The sequence below is a fragment of the uncultured Algibacter sp. genome, assembly GCF_963976535.1.
GTDB lineage: Bacteria > Bacteroidota > Bacteroidia > Flavobacteriales > Flavobacteriaceae > Algibacter_B.
On sequence record NZ_CAXBLF010000024.1, the window covers coordinates 1 to 22,389 of the forward strand.

A 22,389-nucleotide genomic window follows, 5' to 3' on the forward strand; every position below is an offset into this window, starting at 1 on the left:
CGAAAGTTGTCATTTGACTTACAAGCGAATGAAATTAAGTGGATTCCTGAGAAAACATGAGTTTGAAGTGAGGAGTTTGAAGTTTGAAGTTTGAAGTGCAAAGTTTACGAAAATTAAATTACTGTTGACTGAATACTGAAGACTGCGGACTTACCCGCGTTAGGGATTGCAGTGGAAAGCCCACAGCGAGTCCCGATAGGTATCGGGACGAGCGAGGACTTGTAACGAAAAGCCCGACCCTTGTGGTAACGCCCCACTTCTCGATACAATTCCGAATAAATATCGGAATCACTCGAAGTGACACGAAAAATTTATTTGCTATATTATTATTAACCCCGCAGGAATAATTTGCATGGGTTTAGAGTACAAAAAGATACGTTCTTATAATTAATGATAAAATGAGTTTAAAAAATCTTATGAAAATATTGAGATTAATTCATAAGCATTTTTTAAACGAAAGCGAAGCGGTTGATATTCTGAAGTGGTTTTATTTACTTTTTTAAAATAAAAACACTTCAGAATATGAAATAATTCATTTTTTTCTTGTGTGTTTAAACTAAAAAATTATTTTTGCAAAAAATTAAACACAAAGAAATGTATTGGACATTAGAATTAGCATCTTATTTAAGTGATGCGCCTTGGCCAGCAACAAAGGACGAATTGATAGATTATGCTATTAGAACGGGAGCACCTTTGGAGGTTGTTGAAAATTTACAATCTATTGAAGATGAGGGAGACTCTTATGACTCGATTGAAGAAATCTGGTCTGATTATCCTACCGACGAGGATTACCTCTGGAATGAAGATGAATATTAAAAAAGCATGCAGCATAGATAAAAAAGTCTCGATTTGAGGCTTTTTTTTTGCGCTTAACCATAAAAAAAGCGCAACAAAATGTATCTTTGAAGTCGGTAAAAACTCCGAAAGGAATTACCTTGAGGTATCAATTATAATTGTCATTCCCGTGAAAACGGGAACCTTTTGAAACCGCACTATTAGTAATTACGAAAACCTAGGGCAATCCTAGATAAAATATAAAATTACACTCATGAGTTTTTTAAATTCTGTACTAAAAATATTTGTTGGCGACAAGTCTAAACAAGACGTAAAAGCTTTATCTCCGTTTGTTGATAAAATTAAAACTTTTGAATCTGCTTTAGAAGCTTTATCTCATGATGAGTTAAGGGCAAAAACTGCTGAGTTTAAAGCTAAAATTGCTGATGCAAATGCAACTATAAACGAGCAAATTTCTAACCTAACACAAGAAGCTGAAACTACCGAAGATATTGATAGACGTGAAGATATCTACCAGGATATTGATAAACTTAAAGACGATGCTTACACCATTACTGAAGCTGTTTTAAATGATATTTTACCTGAAGCTTTTGCTGTGGTTAAAGAAACTGCTAAACGTTTTGTGCATAATACCTCTATTACGGTTAGTGCGAATGAGTTTGATAGAAGTTTATCTGGCGAGAAAGATTATGTGGTTTTAGATGATGACAAAGCGATTTGGGCAAATTCTTGGGATGCGGCTGGAAAACCTATTACTTGGGACATGGTACATTACGATGTTCAGTTAATTGGTGGTATTTCGATGCACCAAGGTAAAATTGCCGAAATGCAAACTGGGGAAGGAAAAACTTTGGTGGCTACCTTACCTATGTATTTAAATGCCTTAGCTGAAAAAGGGGTACATTTAGTAACGGTTAATGATTACTTAGCAAAACGTGATAGCGCGTGGATGGCGCCTATTTTTGAGTTTCATGGTATGAGTGTTGATTGTATTGATTACCATCAACCAAACTCGGCAGCTCGTAAAAAAGCATATAATGCTGATATTACTTATGGCACTAACAACGAATTTGGTTTTGATTACCTGCGTGATAATATGGCGCACTCGCCTGATGATTTAGTACAACGTCCGCACCACTTCGCAATTGTAGATGAAGTAGATTCTGTATTAGTGGATGATGCGCGTACACCATTAATTATTTCGGGTCCTATCCCAAAAGGTGACCGCCATGAGTTTACAGAATTAAAGCCTAAAGTAGATGATATTGTTTCGGTACAACGTAAATATTTAACGGGTGTTTTAGCAGAAGCTAAAAAATTAATTGCGGCTGGAGACACTAAAGAAGGTGGCTTACAGCTACTACGTGTTTATAGAGGTATTCCTAAAAACAAAGCGCTTATAAAGTTTTTATCTGAAGAAGGTGTTAAGCAATTGCTTCAAAAAACTGAAAATTTCTATATGCAAGATAACAACCGTGAAATGCCAAAGGTTGATGAGGAATTGTACTATGTTATTGAAGAAAAAAATAACCAAGTTGAGTTAACCGATAAAGGTGTTGAGTACATTTCTGGAAAAGATAATCCAGACTTTTTCATCTTACCTGAAATAGGTATTGAGGTTGCTAAGATAGAAGATCAAGGACTTGGTGTTGAAGAAGAAGCAACACTTAAAGAAGAATTATTTAAAGAATTTGGGTTGAAATCTGAGCGTATTCATACGTTAAGTCAGTTACTAAAAGCGTATGCTTTATTTGAAAAAGACACCCAATATGTGGTGATGGACAACAAGGTTATGATTGTTGATGAACAAACGGGTCGTATTATGGATGGCCGTCGTTATTCTGATGGATTACACCAAGCGATTGAGGCTAAAGAAAATGTAAAAATTGAAGATGCTACGCAAACATTTGCAACGGTAACGCTTCAAAATTACTTTAGAATGTATCGTAAACTGTCTGGTATGACGGGTACGGCGTTAACTGAAGCTGGCGAGTTCTGGGAAATCTACAAATTAGATGTTCTTGAAACGCCAACCAACCGCCCTATTGCTCGTGATGACAAAGAAGATTTAGTTTTTAAAACGAAACGTGAAAAATATAATGCGGTTATTGATGAAGTAACCAATCTATCAGAAGCTGGTCGTCCGGTTTTAATTGGAACCACTTCTGTTGAAATTAGTGAGTTATTAGGAAAAATGTTAAGCATTCGAAAAATACCTCATAACGTCTTAAATGCGAAACAACATAAACGTGAGGCAGATATTGTTGCCGAAGCTGGTAATGCAGGACAAGTTACCATAGCCACCAATATGGCTGGTCGTGGTACGGATATTAAATTATCAGACCCTGTTAAAGCTGCTGGTGGTTTAGCCATTGTAGGTACAGAGCGTCATGATTCGCGTCGTGTGGACAGACAGCTACGTGGTCGTGCTGGTCGTCAAGGAGACCCAGGAAGTTCGCAATTTTATGTGTCTCTTGAAGATAACTTAATGCGTTTATTTGGTAGTGAGCGTATCGCGAAAATGATGGATAAAATGGGATTAAAAGAAGGTGAAGTGATTCAGCATTCTATGATTTCAAAGTCTATTGAGCGCGCACAGAAAAAAGTTGAAGAAAACCAATTTGGTGTTCGTAAGCGATTGTTAGAATATGATGATGTTATGAACGCTCAACGTGAGGTGGTTTACAAACGTCGTTACAATGCTTTAAATGGGGAACGTTTACGTGTCGATTTAGCAAACATGATTTTTGATACTTCAGAAGGCATTTCAGAAACTAATAAAGGCGCTAACGATTATAAAAACTTTGAGTTTGAATTAATTCGTTATTTCTCTATGAGTTCGCCAATTACTGAAGAAGAATTTGGAAAACTAACAGCGATAGAAATTACCTCAAAAATATACAAAGCAGCTTTTACACATTATAAGGATAAAATGGCGAGAAACGCAGATATTGCTTTTCCTGTTATTAAAAATGTATATGAAACACAGCGCGATAAATTCAAACGTATTGTAGTACCGTTTACAGATGGCATTAAGAGTTTAAGTGTAGTTACCGATCTTGAAAAAGCTTATGAAACTAACGGTAAACAATTAATTACCGATTTTGAAAAGAACATCACGCTAGCTATTATTGATGATGCATGGAAAACTCATTTAAGAAAAATGGATGAGTTAAAACAATCCGTACAATTAGCGGTACACGAGCAAAAAGATCCTTTATTAATTTATAAGTTTGAGGCTTTTGAATTGTTTAAGGGCATGATTGACCAAGTAAATAAAGATGTAATTTCGTTCTTATTTAAAGGTGAATTACCTCAAGAAACACAAAATACCATTCAAGAAGCGAGACAAACGCGTAAAAAGGAAAATCTAAAAACTCAAAAGGACGAAATCCCTAATTTAGATGAGCGTTCTGCACAAAATAGAGCTGCAGGAAACACTCAACGTAACCAAGAAGTGGTAGAAACTATTGTGCGCGATAGACCAAAAATTGGACGTAATGACCGTGTTACGATAAAACACGTTATAAAAGGCGAAAACAAAACTTTAAAATACAAACAAGCTGAACCTTTAATTGCTAAGGGTGATTGGGTTTTGGTTGAGGAGTAACAAAAGAAACGTCATTACGAGGAGGTACGACGTGGTAATCTCATAAATTGAAGGTTAGAGCTTTTAACTAACAGATTGCCACACCACACAAAAAAGTGTGATTCGCAATGACATATAATAATAAAATCCCAATAGTTTCTATTGGGATATTATATTCACCCTTATTAAATAACAAGCTTAACTTTGTCAGAAAAATTTGCTTAAGTCGTTTGCCAGAAGCTCTATACGGGAATGAACGCTTAATGCATTGGTCACACTCCATTTTAATACTTCTGATACAATAACCAAAAAGACCCAAACATAGTAAGTTTGACCGCCTTTGCTAATAACAAGACCAGCTAATGAAATACTGCCAAATATATTCACTAATTCTATTCAATTTCTTTCTTTTTACTGCACAGGCACAACTAGTAAATATTGAAGCCAAGAGAATGCAGAAAGATTCAACACGCTTTATGCTTAAAAGTGACTTGCTTGCCAATTATAGTGATAACAACGATGAATATGTACTACGCATCCGGTCTAATATATCAACACAATTGAAATCTAAAAATTTAAAAGAAATCTATTTTTTGGTATTGAGCTATAATTTGGTTCGCACTCAAGGCAAAGATTTTCAAAACTCATGGTTTGTTCATGTGAGATACAATCATAAGCTATCAGACTTTTTTCGTTTGGAAGCGTTCGTACAAGACCAGAATAATACACAACTCACCATATCAAGAAGAAAACTCGTTGGTGCGGGAATCCGTATCAAATTGATGAACAAAAAAAACACCGAATCCTATTTTGGGAATTCATATATATACGAAATCGAGAAACTTAATAGCAGCGACCAGCAGATTTTTAATCACAGAAATAGCAGCTATCTTTCCTTGAATCAATCTTTCGAAAAGGTAAATCTATATCTCACAGGAACGGTTTATTTTCAGCCATTATATCGGGCCATTAAAAATCATAGGATATTGTCCCAATTCAAGGCAGAAATGCCTTTAACTGAAAACATAAGCCTTTCCGCCCTGTATAACTACGCATATACAAGGTTTTCGTCGAATCTAGAAGATGACCGTTCATCCAATATTAATTTAGGTATTACTTTGAATTTGTAGTTTATTCGTTTTCCTGTCTTGACGTGCCAATACTGAATACTTCTATTGAAGTATTCAGTAAGTTATATTCGCAAAGTCCCCGACTTTGCCCTACCCAAAGCAAAAATATGAGTAAACTAAATCACGCTAAAAAACGAGAAAACACTTTAGTAATTATAATGACATCAAAGTCAGGCGACTTTGCTCAGCGTTGGTATAAGCTTTACAAACTAAAAAAATTATCAATTTTCAACAATATATCCGGATTAGGACAATTCACTCTAAAAAACTCCAAATATTTTTCACTACAAACCCCAGGATAATCACCAAAATATTCTTGAATATCTTTTATAATCTGAAAATGTAAATGCGGTGGGTAATCACCATTAATGTTGGCATCACCTAAAGTCGCGATTTGATCACCTTGCTTAAATTCTTGTCCTACTTTTAGTTTCTCTATGGATGCTAAACTTAAATGTCCATAAAGTGTATAAAATTCAACCTCAGAAATATTGTGTTTTAAAATAATAGTTGGTCCGTAATCGCCATAATTAGTGTTGTTTTTAAAACTGTGAACTACGCCATCTAAGGGTGTATAAATAAGGGTTTCAGTATCACACCATAAATCAATACCTAAGTGGATGTTGCGTTCTTCTTCATCTTGACTATTAAAATGGTTACTTCGTTTATAAATATTTCTAACTTCTAAATAACCACCAAAAGCCACTAAAGCATCATGCTTTTTTATATGATTATTTACAAACACTTCTAATTTTGAAGATGAAGACACATCGACTCTATTGAGTATTTTGTTAGATTCGGATAAATCTATGGGACTATATTTTGATTTCGGAATGGATACATCTAATACGGTCAATCCTTTTTTACTAATATTTTTTAGAAAAGTTTTAAAATCACCTGACTTCATAGTTTCAAAAATAAGTAACTATTTTAATGTATGTTCAACAGGACGCTATTATTATAAAAACCTAATATGTCTGGTTGAGCGCAGTCGAAACCCGTTTGGATTCGAAAATTTTGAGACCTTTCGACTGCGCTCAAGGTGACATAAGTATTTCTATTTAGCTTTCAATTATAGTTTAAGCAGTTTCAATACTAAGAAACAACCTCTCCATATAAATCAAAATCTTCAGCTTCAATAATTTTTACAGTAGTAAATTCGCCAGTTTTTAGATAGATTTTTGTAGCATCTATTAAAACCTCATTATCTACATCAGGAGAATCAAACTCTGTTCTTCCAACAAAATAATTACCTTCTTTTCTATCTACAATCACTTTAAATTCCTGCCCAATTTTATGTTGATTCAATTCCCAAGAAATTTGAGATTGAATTTCCATAAGTTGATTGGCCCTATCGATTTTAACATCTTCAGGCACATCATCTTCTAAATTATATGCATGCGTGTTTTCTTCATGGCTATAGGTGAAACAGCCTAAGCGTTCAAAACGCATATCAGAAACCCATTGCCTAAGTTCTTGAAAATTTTCTTCCGTTTCTCCTGGATAACCAACAATAAGTGTGGTTCTAATAGTCATATTAGGCACTTTTGCACGAAACTCTTGTAATAATTTGGTAGTTTTTTCTTTTGTTGTTCCACGACGCATACTTTTTAAAATTGAATCTGAAATATGCTGTAATGGAATATCTAAATAGTTGCAAACTTTAGGTTCATGATTCATCACATCTAACACGTCCAACGGAAACCCAGTTGGGAATGCATAATGCAAACGAATCCAATCTACACCATCTACTTTTACTAAGGCTTCAAGTAATTCGGCTAAGTTTCGTTTTTTGTATAAATCAAGTCCGTAATAAGTTAAATCTTGAGCAATAAGAATCAATTCTTTAACACCATTAGCTGCTAGTTTTTCAGCTTCAATGACAATCTCTTCAATGGGTGTACTTCTATGTTTCCCTCGCATGATTGGAATTGCACAAAACGAACATGGCCTATCACAACCTTCAGCAATTTTTAAATATGCATAGTTTTTTGGTGTGGTTGTTAAACGTTCACCGATAAGTTCATGCTTATAATCGGCACCTAAAGCTTTTAATAATCCGGGTAATTCCGTGGTTCCAAAATACTCATCTACATTTGGAATTTCTTTTACTAAATCTGGCTTATAACGCTCACTTAAACAACCTGTCACAAACACTTTATCTACATCACCATCTTGCTTTTTCTGAACGTATTCTAGAATGGTATTAACACTCTCTTCTTTCGCATTATTAATAAATCCACAAGTGTTAATAACAACTATATTACCTTCTTCTTCATGCACCACATCTTTTCCATTGGCCTTCAATTGCCCCATTAAGATTTCACTATCATAGACATTTTTACTACAGCCAAGAGTAACAACATTAATCTTATTTTTTTTCAGAGTTTTTGTGCGCATACCTTTTTTTAAATCAGGGGGCAAAGATACGTAATGATTTATGATTAACTATTTAAAATCTATAACTTGAGTTTACTTAAATCATGATAGATTCCCGCCTTCGCGGGAATGACAATTTCAACGGAAACTTCGAAGTAAAAACCTCGAAGCATTCTTTTTCAATTAAACCTTTTATATATTTGAGAGTCCAAAATTTAAAACCTATCCTATGAAAAAGTTGCCTTATTTTATTCTGATAGCTGTTGCATCCTTTTTTAGTTGTTCCTCAAATGATGATGCAACCGAAACAATTCCTAGTGTTGACGAGTTATATTTTCCACCTGTTAATTCTGATACTTGGGAAACTTCTACTGTTTCTGAAATTGGATGGAATGCATCTGAGTTACAGCCCCTTTTAAGTTATGTTGAAAGTAAAGGCACAAAAGCTTTTCTGATTCTAAAAAATGGTAAAATGATAGTAGAATGGTACGGTAATGGTGAAAATGCAATTTCAAACTTACCATGGAATTCTGCCGCTAAAACCCTTGTTGCTTTTACAACTGGTATTGCACAAAACGAAGGTTATTTAAACATAAATGAACCTTCAAACAAATATTTAGGTAAAGGCTGGACGAGTTTAACAACACAACAAGAAGACAATATTACCATTTGGAACCATTTAACCATGACCACTGGTTTAGATTATGCCGTAATAAATAACAACTGTACAGATCCTGAATGTCTTATTTATAAAGACGAACCCAATAGTTTTTGGTATTATCATAATGCCGCTTACACTAAACTCCATAACATTGTTGCAGGTGCTGTAGGTAATGATTTTGATAGTTATTTTAACGATAAACTGAAAGACAAAATCGGTATGCAAGGTTTTTGGATTCCTTTTGGTTATTTTAAATTATATTATAGCAATGCTAGAAGTATGGCTCGATTTGGATTACTTAATTTGAACAAGGGTGTTTGGAATGACAGCGTTGTTTTAGATGATAGTGATTATTTTAATGCTATGACAACCACTTCACAAAACCATAATAAAGCCTATGGTTATTTATGGTGGCTAAATGGTAAAGAGAGTTTTAGAGGCCCAGGTTTAACATTGGAGTTTCAAGGAAAACTGATTCCCAACGCACCGAACGATTTAATTGCTGGTTTAGGGAAAAATGACCAAAAAATGTACGTGGTTCCAAGTCAAAAATTAGTTATTATTAGAATGGGTGATGATGCTGGTGAAGCCTTATTAGGACCTTCAAGTTTTGATAACGACTTATGGGGAGAAATCAATAAGTTTATTAATTAGTTATAATTTTCAGGCATTTTCCGCTTTTTAGAAACTTGCTCATAAATATATGCCCAATGCAATAAACCAATTTCAAATAAAGGTTTACTTATAAATGTTAACCCTTTTGGAACTCCTTTTTCTGTATAACCCATAGGTACAGTTATTGCAGGATATTCTGCCACAGCAGCAAAACCTGCATGATAATTATTAATAGATAAAAAACCATCTAGATTATGCTTCTTCATTGGCTTATCATAGAAGCTTCTTCCGTTAGTTTTTAATGTGTTTTTTATATTTTGAAACGCTTTATCAGTTGCATTATCTGCTACAATGCCTTCAAATAATTTTTGACCATAAGGCATACTATTTAGTGAATCTTTTTTATTGAAATCAATAACATCTTGAACGGATTCTATCATTACATCGTTACCTGCATAATTTGAAAGGTATATAGGTAAATCAGTTTTCACATCTAAGTTTAACAACCTTAAAAAATCAGGCAAGTCAGTTTTTTCTTCCTCAACTTCTATAATTATAGCACCTTTAGATTTTAAATCTGAAATAGCTTGATCATATAATGAGTCTTCCAATAATCTTTTAAATGCTCCAAAGCGTCTATGTTCTAGATTTTCAATTACACTAAAACTCCCATAATAAAAACTTTTTCCCCATTTTGTACTAATCGATTTTGAATCCTTTTCATCAAAACCAAACATCGCATCTAATAAAATAGCATTATCAATAACATTTTTAGTCATTGGTCCTGGTGTATCCAGAGTTGAAGAAATAGGTACTATACCACTTCTACTTAATAATCCTATGGTTGGTTTTAATCCCACTACCGAATTCTGACTTGAGGGCGATAAAATAGAGCCTGATGTTTCACTACCAACTGCAGCAACACAAAAATTAGCAGCAACTGCAACGCCGCTACCTGAACTTGAGCCACCTGTATCTATGATTCTTCGTCCGTAAGGATTTAATGTTTGCCCACCAATAGCACTATAACCGCTTGGGCAATCGCCACAAAAGAAATATGCCCATTCACTAAGGTTTGCTTTTCCTAAAATTATAGCGCCTTGATTTTTTAATTGTTTCACAATAAAAGCATCTTCAGTTTTATTATTTTGCAATGCTACAGCTCCAGCTGTTGTTGGCATTCCAGAGGCATTAATGTTATCTTTTAATAAAATTGGCATGCCATTAATTGGGTGATTTATTTTTCCATACAATAGAAACTCAATGTCTCTATGATTTGCTTCACTAATTACATTTAGGTTCAATGAAATAACTGAGTTAAGAGATAATGTATTTTCTCTATCAAACTTTCTAATACGATACAAATAGAATTTAGTTAATAACTCATAAGATAATTTTCCTTCTGATATATGCTTTTGAAGTGTTGGAATATCTACCTCTAAAATTAATGGTTTTAAATCATTGTAAGTTGCCTCAGTAAAATCTTTTAAATCGTTTTCAAAAGGTTGCCATAGCTCAGAAACATTCATATATTTAGAATCTAAAACTTTAAACTCCCTAAAATCTTTAATAGAATCATTAGAAGTTACAATTGTATCTTCTACATCTTCCTTACCAGAAATAGTGTTTTCTGTTTTTGGATTTTTACAAGAAAAAATTAGAATCGATAATAAGAAAAATATAGAAAGTCGCATGGTTAGTATTTTGAATAAAAATACTAATTAATTTGGTTACTTAATTTCTGTCTTCAAAAGGAATAATGATTCCTTTTTCTAAATAATTTTTTAATCCATTTAAAAGCATAGCCCAACAAAATGATGAGTGTTTAAAATGGTGATTATCTTTTTGCCAATTGATATGGCTAAACTTAACTAAAGTCTCTTTTTCTTTGGTTTCTAAATCAAATCCAAAAGTTGTGGAATTCCAATCGGTATCAGATTTGGTCATTTTAAAATGAATGGATTCATTTGTTTTCAGTGCAGAAACTTTACAGAACCAATTATACTCCTCTGTAAAATTCAAATTGTATTCTGAACCTACTTCTGGTTTTCCTGAAGATTTTAATGACCACCAATTATCTAGATGCTTAGGCTGAGACACCGCATCAAAAACTTTTTTTGGAGAAGCTTTTATTTCTAAATTATGAAAGATAGAATAACTCATAAACCTGAAATTACGAAAAAATGTCGATTATGAGATTCCTGCATTAGAAGGAATGACAAAAAAGGAATTATTTAAAAAACGAATCTACAAATTCAAATTTATTAAAAACTTGCAAGTCTTCAATCCCCTCGCCAACTCCAATATATTTTACAGGAATCTGAAATTGATCAGAAATACCAATAACTACACCGCCTTTTGCAGTACCATCTAATTTAGTTACTGCTAGCGACGTTACTTCAGTTGCAGCAGTAAACTGTTTTGCTTGCTCAAATGCATTTTGACCTGTAGAACCATCTAAAACCAATAAAACATCGTGTGGCGCATCGCCAACTACTTTTTGCATCACGCGTTTTACTTTTGTAAGCTCGTTCATTAAGTTTACTTTATTATGTAAACGACCAGCAGTATCTATAATAATAACATCAGCTTCTTGATTCACACCAGATTCTAAGGCGTCAAAAGCTACAGACGCTGGGTCGCTTCCCATATCTTGTCTTACCATTGGCACATCTACGCGATCTGCCCACACTTGAAGTTGATCTATAGCTGCCGCTCTAAACGTATCGGCTGCTCCTAGAACTACTTTTAAGCCTTGCTTTTTTAATTGATATGCTAATTTTCCGATAGTCGTTGTTTTTCCAACGCCATTCACACCAACCACCATTAACACATAAGGTGTTTTTGTTCCGTTTTCTTGTTTTGGTAATTCTGGAATAGTAAACTCTGTATCTTCGCCAGAATTGGTTTCACTTAAAAGTGCTGCTATTTCTTCGCGAAGGATTAGGTTTAGTTCGTCGGTTCCTAAATATTTATCTTTTGATACACGTGCTTCAATACGCTCAATTACCTTAAGTGTTGTATTTACGCCAACATCACTAGACACTAAAACTTCTTCAAGGTTATCTAAAACGTCATCATCGACTTTAGATTTTCCTGCCACAGCTTTACTTAGTTTGCCCATAAAACTAGATTTAGATTTCTCTAATCCTTTATCTAGGGTTTCCTTTTTTTCTGAGGAAAATATTTTTTTAAAAAAACTCATTCTTGTTGTTTGTTGTTTGTTGTTTGTTGTTGAGTTGTGAAGCTCAATAACGGATTGTTATGGTTTGGTTTTACAAAACAAGTACAAACCAGCGACTAATTACTGCCGATTACGGACTGGTGCGTTAGGGATTGCAGCCCTTCGACTGCGCTCAGGATAAACTCCAAGCCCGACCTCCTGTCCCGATAGCTATCGGGAGTGGTAACCTGCCTGCCGGTAGGCAGACGCCCAAATTACCATTGTCAATTTCCTAACCATTTTTGTTTTACTGCTATTATGGCAGAAATCAACCAAATATAAAATAAAAAAGCCGCTTTCAGTAGAAAGCAGCTTATAATATATTGAAACAATGTTTTTTACTTCTTAGCTATAAAGTCGTTAACTTGTTCTGGATTCATTATAGATTCAACAAACATGTAAGCTCCTGTTTTTGGAGACTTAACCATTTTTATTGCTTTTGTTAATCTTTTAGATCCTGTTTGTAATGATGCTACTGATTTCTTTGCCATGACCTCTAATTATTTAATTTCTTTATGCATTGTCATACGCTTAAGGATAGGATTAAATTTTTTAATCTCCATTCTATCTGGCGTATTCTTTTTGTTTTTTGTTGTAATGTATCTTGAAGTTCCTGGTTCACCAGACTCTTTGTGCTCTGTGCACTCTAAGATTACTTGTATTCTATTACCTCTTTTTGCCATGTTATAATATTTTTTGTCATTTCCGCGAAGGCGGAAACCTCATCTTTTTTACAGCTATTATTTTAAAAATCCTTTAGATTTTGCATCCTTAATTGCTGCAGATATACCTATTTTATTGATCGTTTTTAATGCAGATGTAGAAACTTTTAAAGTTACCCAGCTATCTTCTTCTGGAATGTAAAAACGTTTCTTTACTAAATTCGCATGAAATTTGCGTTTAGTTCTGTTCATTGCATGAGACACGTTGTTTCCAACCATGGCCTTCTTTCCTGTAAGTTCACAAACTCTTGACATTTTATATAACTTTAAATTCTTTTGTTTCTTAAAATCGAGGTGCAAATATACAAATTCTTTGTATTAAGCCAACCTAATTTTTATCAATTTTTAAAAATTTCTTTTAGGAGCATTTCTAGTACTTTATTTACCGCTTTATTAATGACTTTTAATCGCGAATTTCCGAAGTTAAATTCCTGCGAATAAACATCTGTTTTGGTAGCAATAGCAATAAAAACCGTTCCAACTTCAGCATCAGAATCGCCTTTTGTTGGACCCGCATTTCCTGTGGTTGCCATAGCATAATCAGACTGAAATAATAGTTGTGCATTTTTAGCCATAGCCTCAGCCACCTGAGAACTCACAACTGAATACGTTTCAATATCTGCTTCTGAAACTTTTAAAACATTAATTTTTGACTCTGTAGAGTATGTTACTAAACCGCCTTTAAAAAATGCAGATGCACCAGAATGTGTTGTAAAACGTTCTGCAACCGCTCCTCCTGTACAACTTTCTGCAATAGCCAAAGTATGTCCTAATTTAGTAAGTTGTTTTGCTATAACAACTTCAACTGAACCGTCTTCATCTTCCAAACCAGCATATTCCTCTTTAATTAAAGGAATTACTTTATCTATTTGATCTTGTACTTCCTTTTTTAATTGTGTTTCATCAAAGCCTTTAGTTGATAAACGCAGACGCATTTTGCCCAAATTGGGTAAATAGGCTAATTTAATATGTTTGGGTAAAGCATCTTCCCAGTCTTCTATTCTAGCTGCTAAAGCACTTTCGCCTATACCATAAACTAGCATGGTTTTATGAAGAATAAATGGGCAATTATATTTATCTTTTAATTGCGGAATAACTTGATATTCTATTAGTGCCTTCATCTCATAAGGAACTCCTGGAAGTGAAATAAAAACTTTATTATCTTTTTCAATCCACATGCCTGGGGCCGTTCCCAAATTGTTCATTAAAGGTTTAGACATTGAAGGAATTAAAGCTTGATCTTTATTAACTTGAAGCAACTCCGATCTTACGTGCTGTTCCCAAATTGTTTCAATATTTTGGAGAACAGATTCGTCTTTTACAAGTGTGTCGTTAAAATATTCGGCAATCGTTTTTTTGGTAATATCGTCTTTTGTTGGCCCCAGACCACCTGTGCAAATAATAATATCTACACGATTTTCAGCATTTGCTAAAGCTTGTAAAATGTGCTGCTTGTCATCTTGAATAGAAGTAATTTGATATACAGAAACACCAATTTTATTAAGTTTTTTTGCAATAAAAGCTGAATTGGTATCTACAACTTGACCAATAAGAAGTTCGTCACCTATAGTGATTATTTCGGCTAACATTACAATTTAAAATCTGACTTCATTTCAGCAGAAGCTTTTTCAATAGCAGAAATAACACGATCTAACTGCTCGGTTACATCTACATCAGTTTGCGTAAACTTACCCCAATCTTGTACCTCTATTAACTTATCCAATACACCTAACTCAAACAAATCTATGGTAGGCTTAATTTTATGAGCTGCCTGATAAGCTTCTTGATAATCCTTTTCTAAAACTGCTTTTTTCAATCGTTGTGCATCTTCAGGCACTTCATCTAAAAAAGCTTCTGCTAATGCTGCGATAAAATCTTCATCATTATCTGCCAATTCTCTTACTCTAAATAATTTGTAATGTAATTCCATTTATTTTACTGTTATTGAAAACATTTCTTTGTTTTCTATAAATCCTTTTAACTTATCGTTAGCAATAACTTTGCCAACTCCTGCCGGCGTGCCTGTAAATATAATATCTCCAATCTTTAAAGTAAAATATTTTGACACATATTCTATTAATTCATCAATTTTCCAAAGCATGTGGCTTGTGTTCCCATTTTGCACAATGTCATCATTCTTTTTTAAGGAAAACTCAAAATCATCAACATTTGCAACCTCATTTTTATCCATCCACTTGCCAATTACCGCAGCGCCATCAAAAGATTTTGCTTTTTCCCATGGCAAGCCTTTAGCCTTTAACGCACTTTGTAAATCGCGTGCTGTAAAGTCTATTCCCAAGCCAATTTCATCGTAATATTTATGAGCAAATTTTTTATCAATGTGTTTCCCCACCCTATTAATTTTCACCAAAACCTCAACTTCATAATGCACATCATCAGAGAAATCTGGAATAAAAAAGGGTTGCTTTTTCAAAAGAATAGCCGTGTCTGGTTTTAAAAAAACAACTGGATCAGTCGGTTTTTCGTTTTGTAACTCTTTAATATGTTCGGTGTAATTTCTACCGATGCAAATTAGTTTCATTTTTATTTTCTTTTTTTTTGTCTCGCAAACCTGCCTGCCGGCAGGCAGGGGCGCAAAGACGCAAAGATTTAAGTCTATTTTTTTTTATTAGGGCGTTACCTTTTACTCATACCTACAAGGTTTTAGATACCAAACCAAGTTTGGTACTGCGCCTTGCGGGATCGCAAAAGGTCGGGCTTTTCGTTACAAGTCCTCGCACCTCCTACATCGGGCTGTGGGCTTTTATTCATGCATTTTTATTTAATATTATTGAATTCATGAACATAAATGTTTCACTGCAATCCCTAACGCGGGTTAGTCCGCAGTAGTCAGTCTTCAGTTCGCAGTCAATTCTTATCAGCAAAACAGTTCAACCAGACTGCTCACTGTATACTGCCAACTGCATACTTTATTTTCTACCCCAACTTATTATTAAAACTCCTCAGTTTAATAGCAGTTAACACCTTTTTAGTATACAACGGAAAATCGGCATTCAACAACCATCCAAAATACCCGGGTTCTTTTTCTAAAACATCTGTTACTAACTTCCCTTTGTGCTTTCCAAACGAAAAACACTCTTCATCTTTTTTATTATACGTTATAAAACCTGCAAAATCAGCAAACTTTTTACGGGAGCTAAATTCGGCTAAAAATTTAGTGTCGTTTTCCAAATCCTCATATTTATCTAATTGCGATTTTAAAACCTCATAAGTCGCTTTAGTATCAGCTTCAGCACTATGTGCATTATCTAAACTTTCATCACAATAAAATTTATAAGCAGCACTTAATGTACGTTGTTCCATTTTATGAAAAATAGTTTGCACATCGACCGATAACGTACTTTTCATATCAAAATCTACTTCAGCACGTAACATTTCTTCAGCCAATAATGGAATATCAAATCGGTTCGAGTTAAATCCTCCCAAATCTGAATCCTTTATCATATTATAAATGGCTTTAGCCAAATCTTTAAAGGTTGGCTCGTTTGCAACCTTTTCATTGGTTATACCATGAATTTCAATAACTTCTTTCGGAATAGTCATTTCTGGATTTACCAACCAGGTTTTGCTTTCTTCTGTTCCGTTAGGAAATACTTTTAGGATTGAAATTTCTACAATCCGGTCGTGAGTGATATTGATTCCTGTAGTTTCTAAATCGAAAAAACAAATGGGTTTTGTTAGGTTTAATTGCATTCAAATTAATTATTAATGAACTGTAAATATACTAAATTGTTAAAGTGTATAAGCGAAAAAACCAACCGTTTTATAGGTTGGATTTATCTTTTTTTATCTTCCGTGAAAGGAAAAAATACTTAATTTGTTTGATTAGATTCTTCGCTTCGCTCTGAATGACAGTTAAATTTCCCTATTAACATCCCAAGCTTCTAGATAGTCTGCAACAGCTTTTACAAACTGTCCGCCTAATGCACCATTAACAACACGATGGTCATAAGAATGCGATAAAAACATTTTATAACGAATACCTATAAAATCACCTTCAGGAGTTTCAATTACCGCAGGCACTTTTCTAATCGCTCCAAGTGCCAAAATACCAACTTGTGGCTGGTTTATTATTGGTGTCCCCATAATGCTTCCAAAAGTCCCAACGTTAGTAACAGTGTATGTACCATCTTGCGTATCATCTGGTTTTAGTTTACCGATTCTAGCTCGATTAGCCAAATCGTTTACCTGTTTAGTCATCCCAACTAAGTTTAATTGATCTGCATTTTTTATAACAGGCACAATTAAATTACCATCTGGTAAAGCCGCAGCCATACCAATGTTTATATTTTTCTTTTTTATAATAGTATCGCCTTGTAAAGAAATATTCATCATTGGGAAATCTCGTAATGCTTTAGCAATTGCTTCCATAAAAATTGGCGTGAATGTTAAGTTTTCACCTTCACGTTTCATGAAACTATCTTTAACTTTTTTTCTCCAGTTCCAAATTTTAGTCACATCGGCCTCAATAAAGCTTTGTACATGTGCTGATTTTTGAACCGATTCGACCATGTGATGTGCAATCAATTTGCCCATTCTAGTCATTTCAATAATTTCATCCTCACCGCTAGAAACTACAACTGGTGTTTCTGCTTTAGGCTTTTCAATAATTTTGGCTGAAGCAACTGGTGTTTCAACTTTCGGAGTTACTGATTGTTGCGTATTCTCTCTATTTTGAATATAATCTAAAATATCATTTTTAGTAACACGTCCATCTTTTCCTGTTCCCGCAATACCATCTAAATCTGCTTGAGAAATACCTTCTGCTTTTGCAATATTTTTCACTAAAGGGGAATAAAAACGATTTCCACTTGAAACAACCGCAGTAACAGTTTCTTTAGCTTTAGTTATAGATTGCTCTATTTGTTCAATAACTTCATTTTCTTTCTCTTCTACTTCAACAGAAGCTTCTTCGTTTGATTCGGTAGTAGCGTCATCATCCCCTTCAATTTCAATTATAGCTAAAACTTGCCCTACTTGCACCACATCATCCACATTAAACAAACGCTCAACTAAAACACCTTCAACTTCACTAGGCACCTCACTATCAACTTTATCTGTTGCAATTTCCAATACAGGATCGTCCATATCAATAGTATCACCAACATCTTTTAACCAAGATGTAATGGTTGCTTCTGCAACACTTTCTCCCATTTTTGGTAATTTAAGCTCAAACTTTGCCATATCAATAATGTAATACTTGTTTTTTAATTTTATTTTGCAAAATTAGCAAAAAAACTGCTATTAAATTTAATTATATGTAAAAAACACTAATGAACTCATCATGAGTTCAGTTAAAACTAATAACCTCACCTCTACTAACAGCATTATCACTTCCAATTACAAAGTTAGAGTTTTTAGGCAATATTTTAAAGGTAATCGACGTATCTAAATGATTAGTTTCCATAAAACTAATAATGTTTTTAAAACTAAGCATATTGGCATCAAAAATAACTTCTGACTCTTTTTCAATATTTTTTAAATCTGACTTTAATAGAACTTCCTTAGTTAGAATTTTTTCTAAATTCTCATTAACATTATCAGAAATAAATATGTATTTGTATACCGTTTTAATTTTATTAGCTTGTTGTTTTCTAAAAAAATAAACTAATCCAATGCCTCCCCACACAAACAAATCAAAAAGTACATTCTTCTTAAAATGTTTTTTGTAAAAAATTTGCATGGCGCCATAAAAACGACGTGCATAGTATTTATCTCTTAGTGTACTTTCCCCTTTAAAATGTAACACTGTAGTTTCTCCGTAATAGAAATTATTATACCCTTGTTTTAAGGCTTTATAGGACATGTCAATATCCTCACCATACATAAAATAATCTTCATCAAACCTTCCTATTTCATTGTAAACTGCCTTTTTTAAAAACATAAAGGCACCAACTAAAATTTCTACTTGATTAATTTCTTTTTCATTTATATTGTTGGCATAATAGTCATCTGAATTGCCCACCAACTTCTTAAAAGCAGCTTTAACATAAGGAATTTTCCGCTTGCTTTCTGGCAAAAAATCGCCTCTTCCATTAATTAATTTACAACCTACAATACCAAGTTTTTCTTTATTTTCAGAAAACCCTAATAGCTTTAAAAATGTATCTTCGGCAACAACGGTATCTGGATTTAAAATACACAAATATTCGCCTTTTGCTTGTGAAACACCAATATTATTACCTTTTGAAAACCCATAATTATCTTTATTTTCTATGAGCTTAACTTTAGGAAATACTGCTTTCACCATTTGACAACTGCCATCTTCAGAGTTATTATCTACAACAATAATTTCAGCATCAATATTTAAAATAGCAGCTTCAACACTTCTTAGACATAACTCCAAAAAATATTGAACATTATAATTTAATATAATTACTGATAATTTCAAATTTTGCTTGTTTTAAAGTTTTATAGAAGTTTCAAAAGGAATTCTATTAACAATACTTCTTCCTAAAGTAATTTCATCTGCATATTCCAACTCATCACCAACCGAAATTCCTCTAGCAATAGTTGAAGTTGTTACTTTATAATCTTTAATTTGCTTGTAAATATAGAAGTTTGTAGTATCGCCTTCCATGGTAGAACTTAAGGCTAAGATAAGCTCTGAAACCTTACCTTCCTTCACTTTACTTACCAAAGATTCAATATTTAAGTCGTGAGGACCAATACCATCCATAGGTGAAATTTTACCTCCTAAAACATGATATAACCCTCTAAAAGAACTCGTATTCTCAATAGCCATCACGTCTCTAATATCTTCAACTACACAAATTATAGCTTCATTACGTTTTGGGTTTGAGCATATTTCACATAATTCGACATCACTTATATTATGGCAAGACTTGCAGAATTTTACATCGTTTCGCATGGTTTGCAATGCATCAGACAAGGCTAAAGTTTGTTCCTTTGGCTGCCTTAACATGTGCAATACCAAACGTAATGCTGTACGTTTGCCAACACCAGGTAATTGTGACATTTCGCTAACGGCACGCTCCAATAACTTTGAAGAAAATTCCATAACGGCGAAATTACTATTTAGACACGAATTTCACTAATTTAAAGTTATCCTTTTCAATATTAACTCTTACTTTTTACTTAGAATCATCTATTGCCACTAATATACGAATCAAGCTAAAAATAGATAGAAATATAATTGTCACAAATAAAAAATCTATAGGTTTTTTTTTATTAAAATTGGTGTTAATTTATTTATGTATTAATCCGTAATAAAGAAAAATTAGTGTATTCGTGGCATCTTTTATAAAGTATGTGTTTTACACGGTTGTCTATTTAAAACTGGTTTTTACATTTGGTATTTAAAAGACAAACGGAATTTGAAAAGGTTCTTAGAAACCTATTTTTCAATTTATATTTGTACTTTCAAAATCTGAAAATTAGTTTTTTATGACGACCACTCAAATCATGCTACTTATAGCAGCCTATTTTGTTGTTTTAATTTTAATTTCATATTTCACTGGAAAAGAAGATAGCAACGAAGCGTTTTTTAAAGCAAATAAATCTGCACCATGGTATTTAGTGGCTTTTGGGATGATTGGTGCATCACTTTCTGGTGTTACTTTTATTTCTGTCCCTGGAGCGGTTGAAGCTAAACAGTTTGGGTATTTGCAAGTTGTATTTGGTTACTTTTTTGGATATTTAGTTATTGCTTATGTATTATTACCTATTTACTACAAGTTAAATTTAACTTCAATTTACACTTATTTACGAGATCGGTTTGGAAACGTAAGTTACAAAACGGGTTCGGTAGCTTTCCTAATATCGCGAGTAGTAGGCGCTTCTTTTAGGTTGTTTTTGGTTGCAAAAGTTTTACAATTGCTCATATTTGATCAATATCATATTCCTTTTACGGTAACTGTAATAATTACGATTGCTCTCATCTGGCTTTATACATTTAAAGGTGGGATAAAAACCATCATTTTTACAGATACATTGCAAACGCTTTTTATGCTAATTTCAGTAATTGTAACTATTAGCTTTCTAGCTTCTGCTCTGGATTTAAATAGTATTTCTGAAATTTATACTAATGTGAAAGAAAGCACCCTGAGTAAAACATTTTTCTTTGGTGACGTTAATGACGCACAATATTTTATAAAAAGTTTTCTTGCCGGCATGTTTATTACTATTACCATGACTGGTTTAGACCAAGATATGATGCAAAAAAACCTGACCTGTAAAAACTTAAAAGAAGCTCAGAAAAACATGGTGTCGTTTAGTGTGGTTTTAATTTTTGTGAATATTTTGTTTTTGGTTTTAGGTTTAATGCTTACTCAATATGCAAATCAACATGGTATAACGGCCAAAAAAGATGATTTATTCCCAACCATTGCCATGTTACCAGAAATTGGAGTTATTACCTCTGCTTTCTTTTTATTGGGGCTTATTGCAGCAGCTTATTCAAGTGCAGATTCAGCATTAACATCGTTAACAACTTCGTTTTGTATTGATATTATTGAATTAGATAAGAAACCTAAAGCATCCCAAAAAAGAATTAGAAAACAAACGCACGTATTTATTAGCATCGTGTTAGTCATTGTGATCGTTTTATTTGATGCTATTTTTAAAGATGTTTCTGTGATTTGGGAATTATTCAAAGCCGCCGGATATACTTATGGTCCATTATTAGGTTTGTTTGCTTTTGGAATCTACACTAAAGTTCAACTTAAAGACAAGTATGTTTGGATAGTTGCTATTATAGCACCGATAGTTTCATATTTTATTAATGAATATTCTGTTGATTTATTAAGCGGTTATCAAATAGGTTTCGAAATACTAATAATAAACGGCATCCTTACTTTTTTAGGTTTAATACTGATTCGTAGAAAGCAACACTAAAGTACAAGCGGCTTCAAAATCAATATTATATTCTCTTAAAATCTTATACAATTCAGGGTTTTCAGTTCCCGGATTAAAAATAACACGCTCGGGCTTTAAAGACACAATATAATCATAATAATCTTTCTGTCTTTTAGGATTTAAGTACAATGTTACTGTGTCTATATTTTTATAAGGCAAAAGTTCAGTGTCAATTTCTATACCTGAAACCATTCCTTTTTTCATACCAAAAGCCACAACTTCATATTTATTAGCAACTAATCGCTGAATAGCGTAGTTAGAATATCTATTTGATTTTAATGATGCCCCAAGCACCAATGTTTTTTTATTCATAAGTTAAAAAAAAGTTAATACTAAAAAATATAGTAACATAAATTAAAATAAGGCGTCTACAATAT

21 protein-coding genes are annotated in these 22,389 nt (G+C 33.3%); 5 read left to right on the forward strand and 16 right to left on the reverse strand.

Features of this window, described 5'->3' with window-relative positions; genetic code table 11:
- Positions 1–594 precede the first annotated feature (594 nt).
- From AAC024_RS08390 to AAC024_RS08400, 3 genes are all read left to right on the forward strand, one after another.
- Complete coding sequence (locus tag AAC024_RS08390; protein WP_019387375.1) at positions 595–816, forward strand: DUF2795 domain-containing protein; 222 nt, start codon at positions 595–597, stop codon at positions 814–816.
- A 232-nt stretch (positions 817–1,048) separates the two neighbouring features.
- Entirely contained in the window at positions 1,049–4,405 is a 3,357-nt protein-coding gene (gene secA / locus AAC024_RS08395; protein ID WP_339894838.1) for a preprotein translocase subunit SecA, read from the forward strand.
- Between the two features lie 341 nt (positions 4,406–4,746).
- A complete protein-coding gene (locus tag AAC024_RS08400; RefSeq protein ID WP_339894839.1) occupies positions 4,747–5,514 on the forward strand; it encodes a DUF481 domain-containing protein in 768 nt (255 codons plus the stop codon).
- Between the two features lie 202 nt (positions 5,515–5,716).
- Here the strand turns inward: AAC024_RS08400 and AAC024_RS08405 are convergent, their stop codons facing one another.
- Positions 5,717–6,421, reverse strand: coding sequence for a peptidoglycan DD-metalloendopeptidase family protein (locus tag AAC024_RS08405; protein WP_339894840.1), 705 nt, complete (start codon positions 6,419–6,421; stop codon positions 5,717–5,719).
- Positions 6,422–6,609: 188 nt separating this feature from the next.
- Positions 6,610–7,914, reverse strand: coding sequence for a 30S ribosomal protein S12 methylthiotransferase RimO (gene rimO / locus AAC024_RS08410; RefSeq protein WP_339894841.1), 1,305 nt, complete (start codon positions 7,912–7,914; stop codon positions 6,610–6,612).
- Positions 7,915–8,122: 208 nt separating this feature from the next.
- Here rimO and AAC024_RS08415 point away from each other — a divergent pair, with 208 nt between their 5' ends.
- On the forward strand, positions 8,123–9,208 hold the full coding sequence (locus AAC024_RS08415; protein ID WP_339894842.1) for a serine hydrolase: 1,086 nt from the start codon (positions 8,123–8,125) through the stop codon (positions 9,206–9,208).
- Here AAC024_RS08415 and AAC024_RS08420 read toward each other — a convergent pair.
- The 13 genes from AAC024_RS08420 to recR form a co-directional block, all read right to left on the reverse strand.
- Positions 9,205–10,863 (reverse strand): amidase family protein, encoded by a 1,659-nt coding sequence (locus AAC024_RS08420; RefSeq protein ID WP_339894843.1) that lies wholly within the window; start codon positions 10,861–10,863, stop codon positions 9,205–9,207. The genes AAC024_RS08415 and AAC024_RS08420 overlap by 4 nt on opposite strands.
- 40 nt (positions 10,864–10,903) lie before the next feature.
- On the reverse strand, positions 10,904–11,332 hold the full coding sequence (locus tag AAC024_RS08425; RefSeq protein ID WP_339894844.1) for an SRPBCC domain-containing protein: 429 nt from the start codon (positions 11,330–11,332) through the stop codon (positions 10,904–10,906).
- Between the two features lie 67 nt (positions 11,333–11,399).
- Positions 11,400–12,374, reverse strand: a complete 975-nt coding sequence (ftsY, locus tag AAC024_RS08430) for a signal recognition particle-docking protein FtsY (protein WP_339894845.1) — start codon at positions 12,372–12,374, stop codon at positions 11,400–11,402.
- Between the two features lie 356 nt (positions 12,375–12,730).
- Positions 12,731–12,883, reverse strand: coding sequence for a DUF4295 domain-containing protein (locus AAC024_RS08435; protein WP_339894846.1), 153 nt, complete (start codon positions 12,881–12,883; stop codon positions 12,731–12,733).
- Between the two features lie 9 nt (positions 12,884–12,892).
- Positions 12,893–13,075: a 50S ribosomal protein L33 gene (rpmG, locus tag AAC024_RS08440; RefSeq protein ID WP_339894847.1), complete on the reverse strand. Its 183-nt coding sequence runs from the start codon at positions 13,073–13,075 to the stop codon at positions 12,893–12,895.
- Between the two features lie 57 nt (positions 13,076–13,132).
- Positions 13,133–13,369: a 50S ribosomal protein L28 gene (rpmB, locus tag AAC024_RS08445; RefSeq protein ID WP_295984039.1), complete on the reverse strand. Its 237-nt coding sequence runs from the start codon at positions 13,367–13,369 to the stop codon at positions 13,133–13,135.
- Positions 13,370–13,452: 83 nt separating this feature from the next.
- Positions 13,453–14,703, reverse strand: a complete 1,251-nt coding sequence (locus AAC024_RS08450) for a competence/damage-inducible protein A (RefSeq protein ID WP_339894848.1) — start codon at positions 14,701–14,703, stop codon at positions 13,453–13,455.
- Positions 14,703–15,044, reverse strand: a complete 342-nt coding sequence (locus AAC024_RS08455; protein WP_339894849.1) for an Hpt domain-containing protein — start codon at positions 15,042–15,044, stop codon at positions 14,703–14,705. The genes AAC024_RS08450 and AAC024_RS08455 overlap by 1 nt, the downstream gene beginning before the upstream one ends.
- On the reverse strand, positions 15,045–15,656 hold the full coding sequence (locus tag AAC024_RS08460; protein ID WP_339894850.1) for a fumarylacetoacetate hydrolase family protein: 612 nt from the start codon (positions 15,654–15,656) through the stop codon (positions 15,045–15,047).
- Positions 15,657–16,051: 395 nt separating this feature from the next.
- Positions 16,052–16,828 (reverse strand): 3'-5' exonuclease, encoded by a 777-nt coding sequence (locus tag AAC024_RS08465; RefSeq protein WP_339894851.1) that lies wholly within the window; start codon positions 16,826–16,828, stop codon positions 16,052–16,054.
- 162 nt (positions 16,829–16,990) lie between these two features.
- Positions 16,991–18,319 carry a dihydrolipoamide acetyltransferase family protein gene (locus tag AAC024_RS08470; protein WP_339894852.1) on the reverse strand — a complete coding sequence of 443 codons (1,329 nt, stop codon included), beginning with the start codon at positions 18,317–18,319 and terminating at the stop codon, positions 16,991–16,993.
- A 106-nt stretch (positions 18,320–18,425) separates the two neighbouring features.
- A complete protein-coding gene (locus tag AAC024_RS08475; protein ID WP_339894853.1) occupies positions 18,426–19,526 on the reverse strand; it encodes a glycosyltransferase family 2 protein in 1,101 nt (366 codons plus the stop codon).
- 12 nt (positions 19,527–19,538) lie between these two features.
- Positions 19,539–20,156, reverse strand: a complete 618-nt coding sequence (gene recR / locus AAC024_RS08480; RefSeq protein WP_339894854.1) for a recombination mediator RecR — start codon at positions 20,154–20,156, stop codon at positions 19,539–19,541.
- A gap of 386 nt (positions 20,157–20,542) precedes the next feature.
- Between recR and AAC024_RS08485 the strand changes: the two genes are divergently transcribed.
- On the forward strand, positions 20,543–21,991 hold the full coding sequence (locus AAC024_RS08485; RefSeq protein WP_339894855.1) for a sodium:solute symporter: 1,449 nt from the start codon (positions 20,543–20,545) through the stop codon (positions 21,989–21,991).
- Here AAC024_RS08485 and AAC024_RS08490 read toward each other — a convergent pair.
- Positions 21,962–22,324 carry a CoA-binding protein gene (locus AAC024_RS08490; RefSeq protein ID WP_339894856.1) on the reverse strand — a complete coding sequence of 121 codons (363 nt, stop codon included), beginning with the start codon at positions 22,322–22,324 and terminating at the stop codon, positions 21,962–21,964. The genes AAC024_RS08485 and AAC024_RS08490 overlap by 30 nt on opposite strands.
- Between the last annotated feature and the right edge of the window lie 65 nt (positions 22,325–22,389).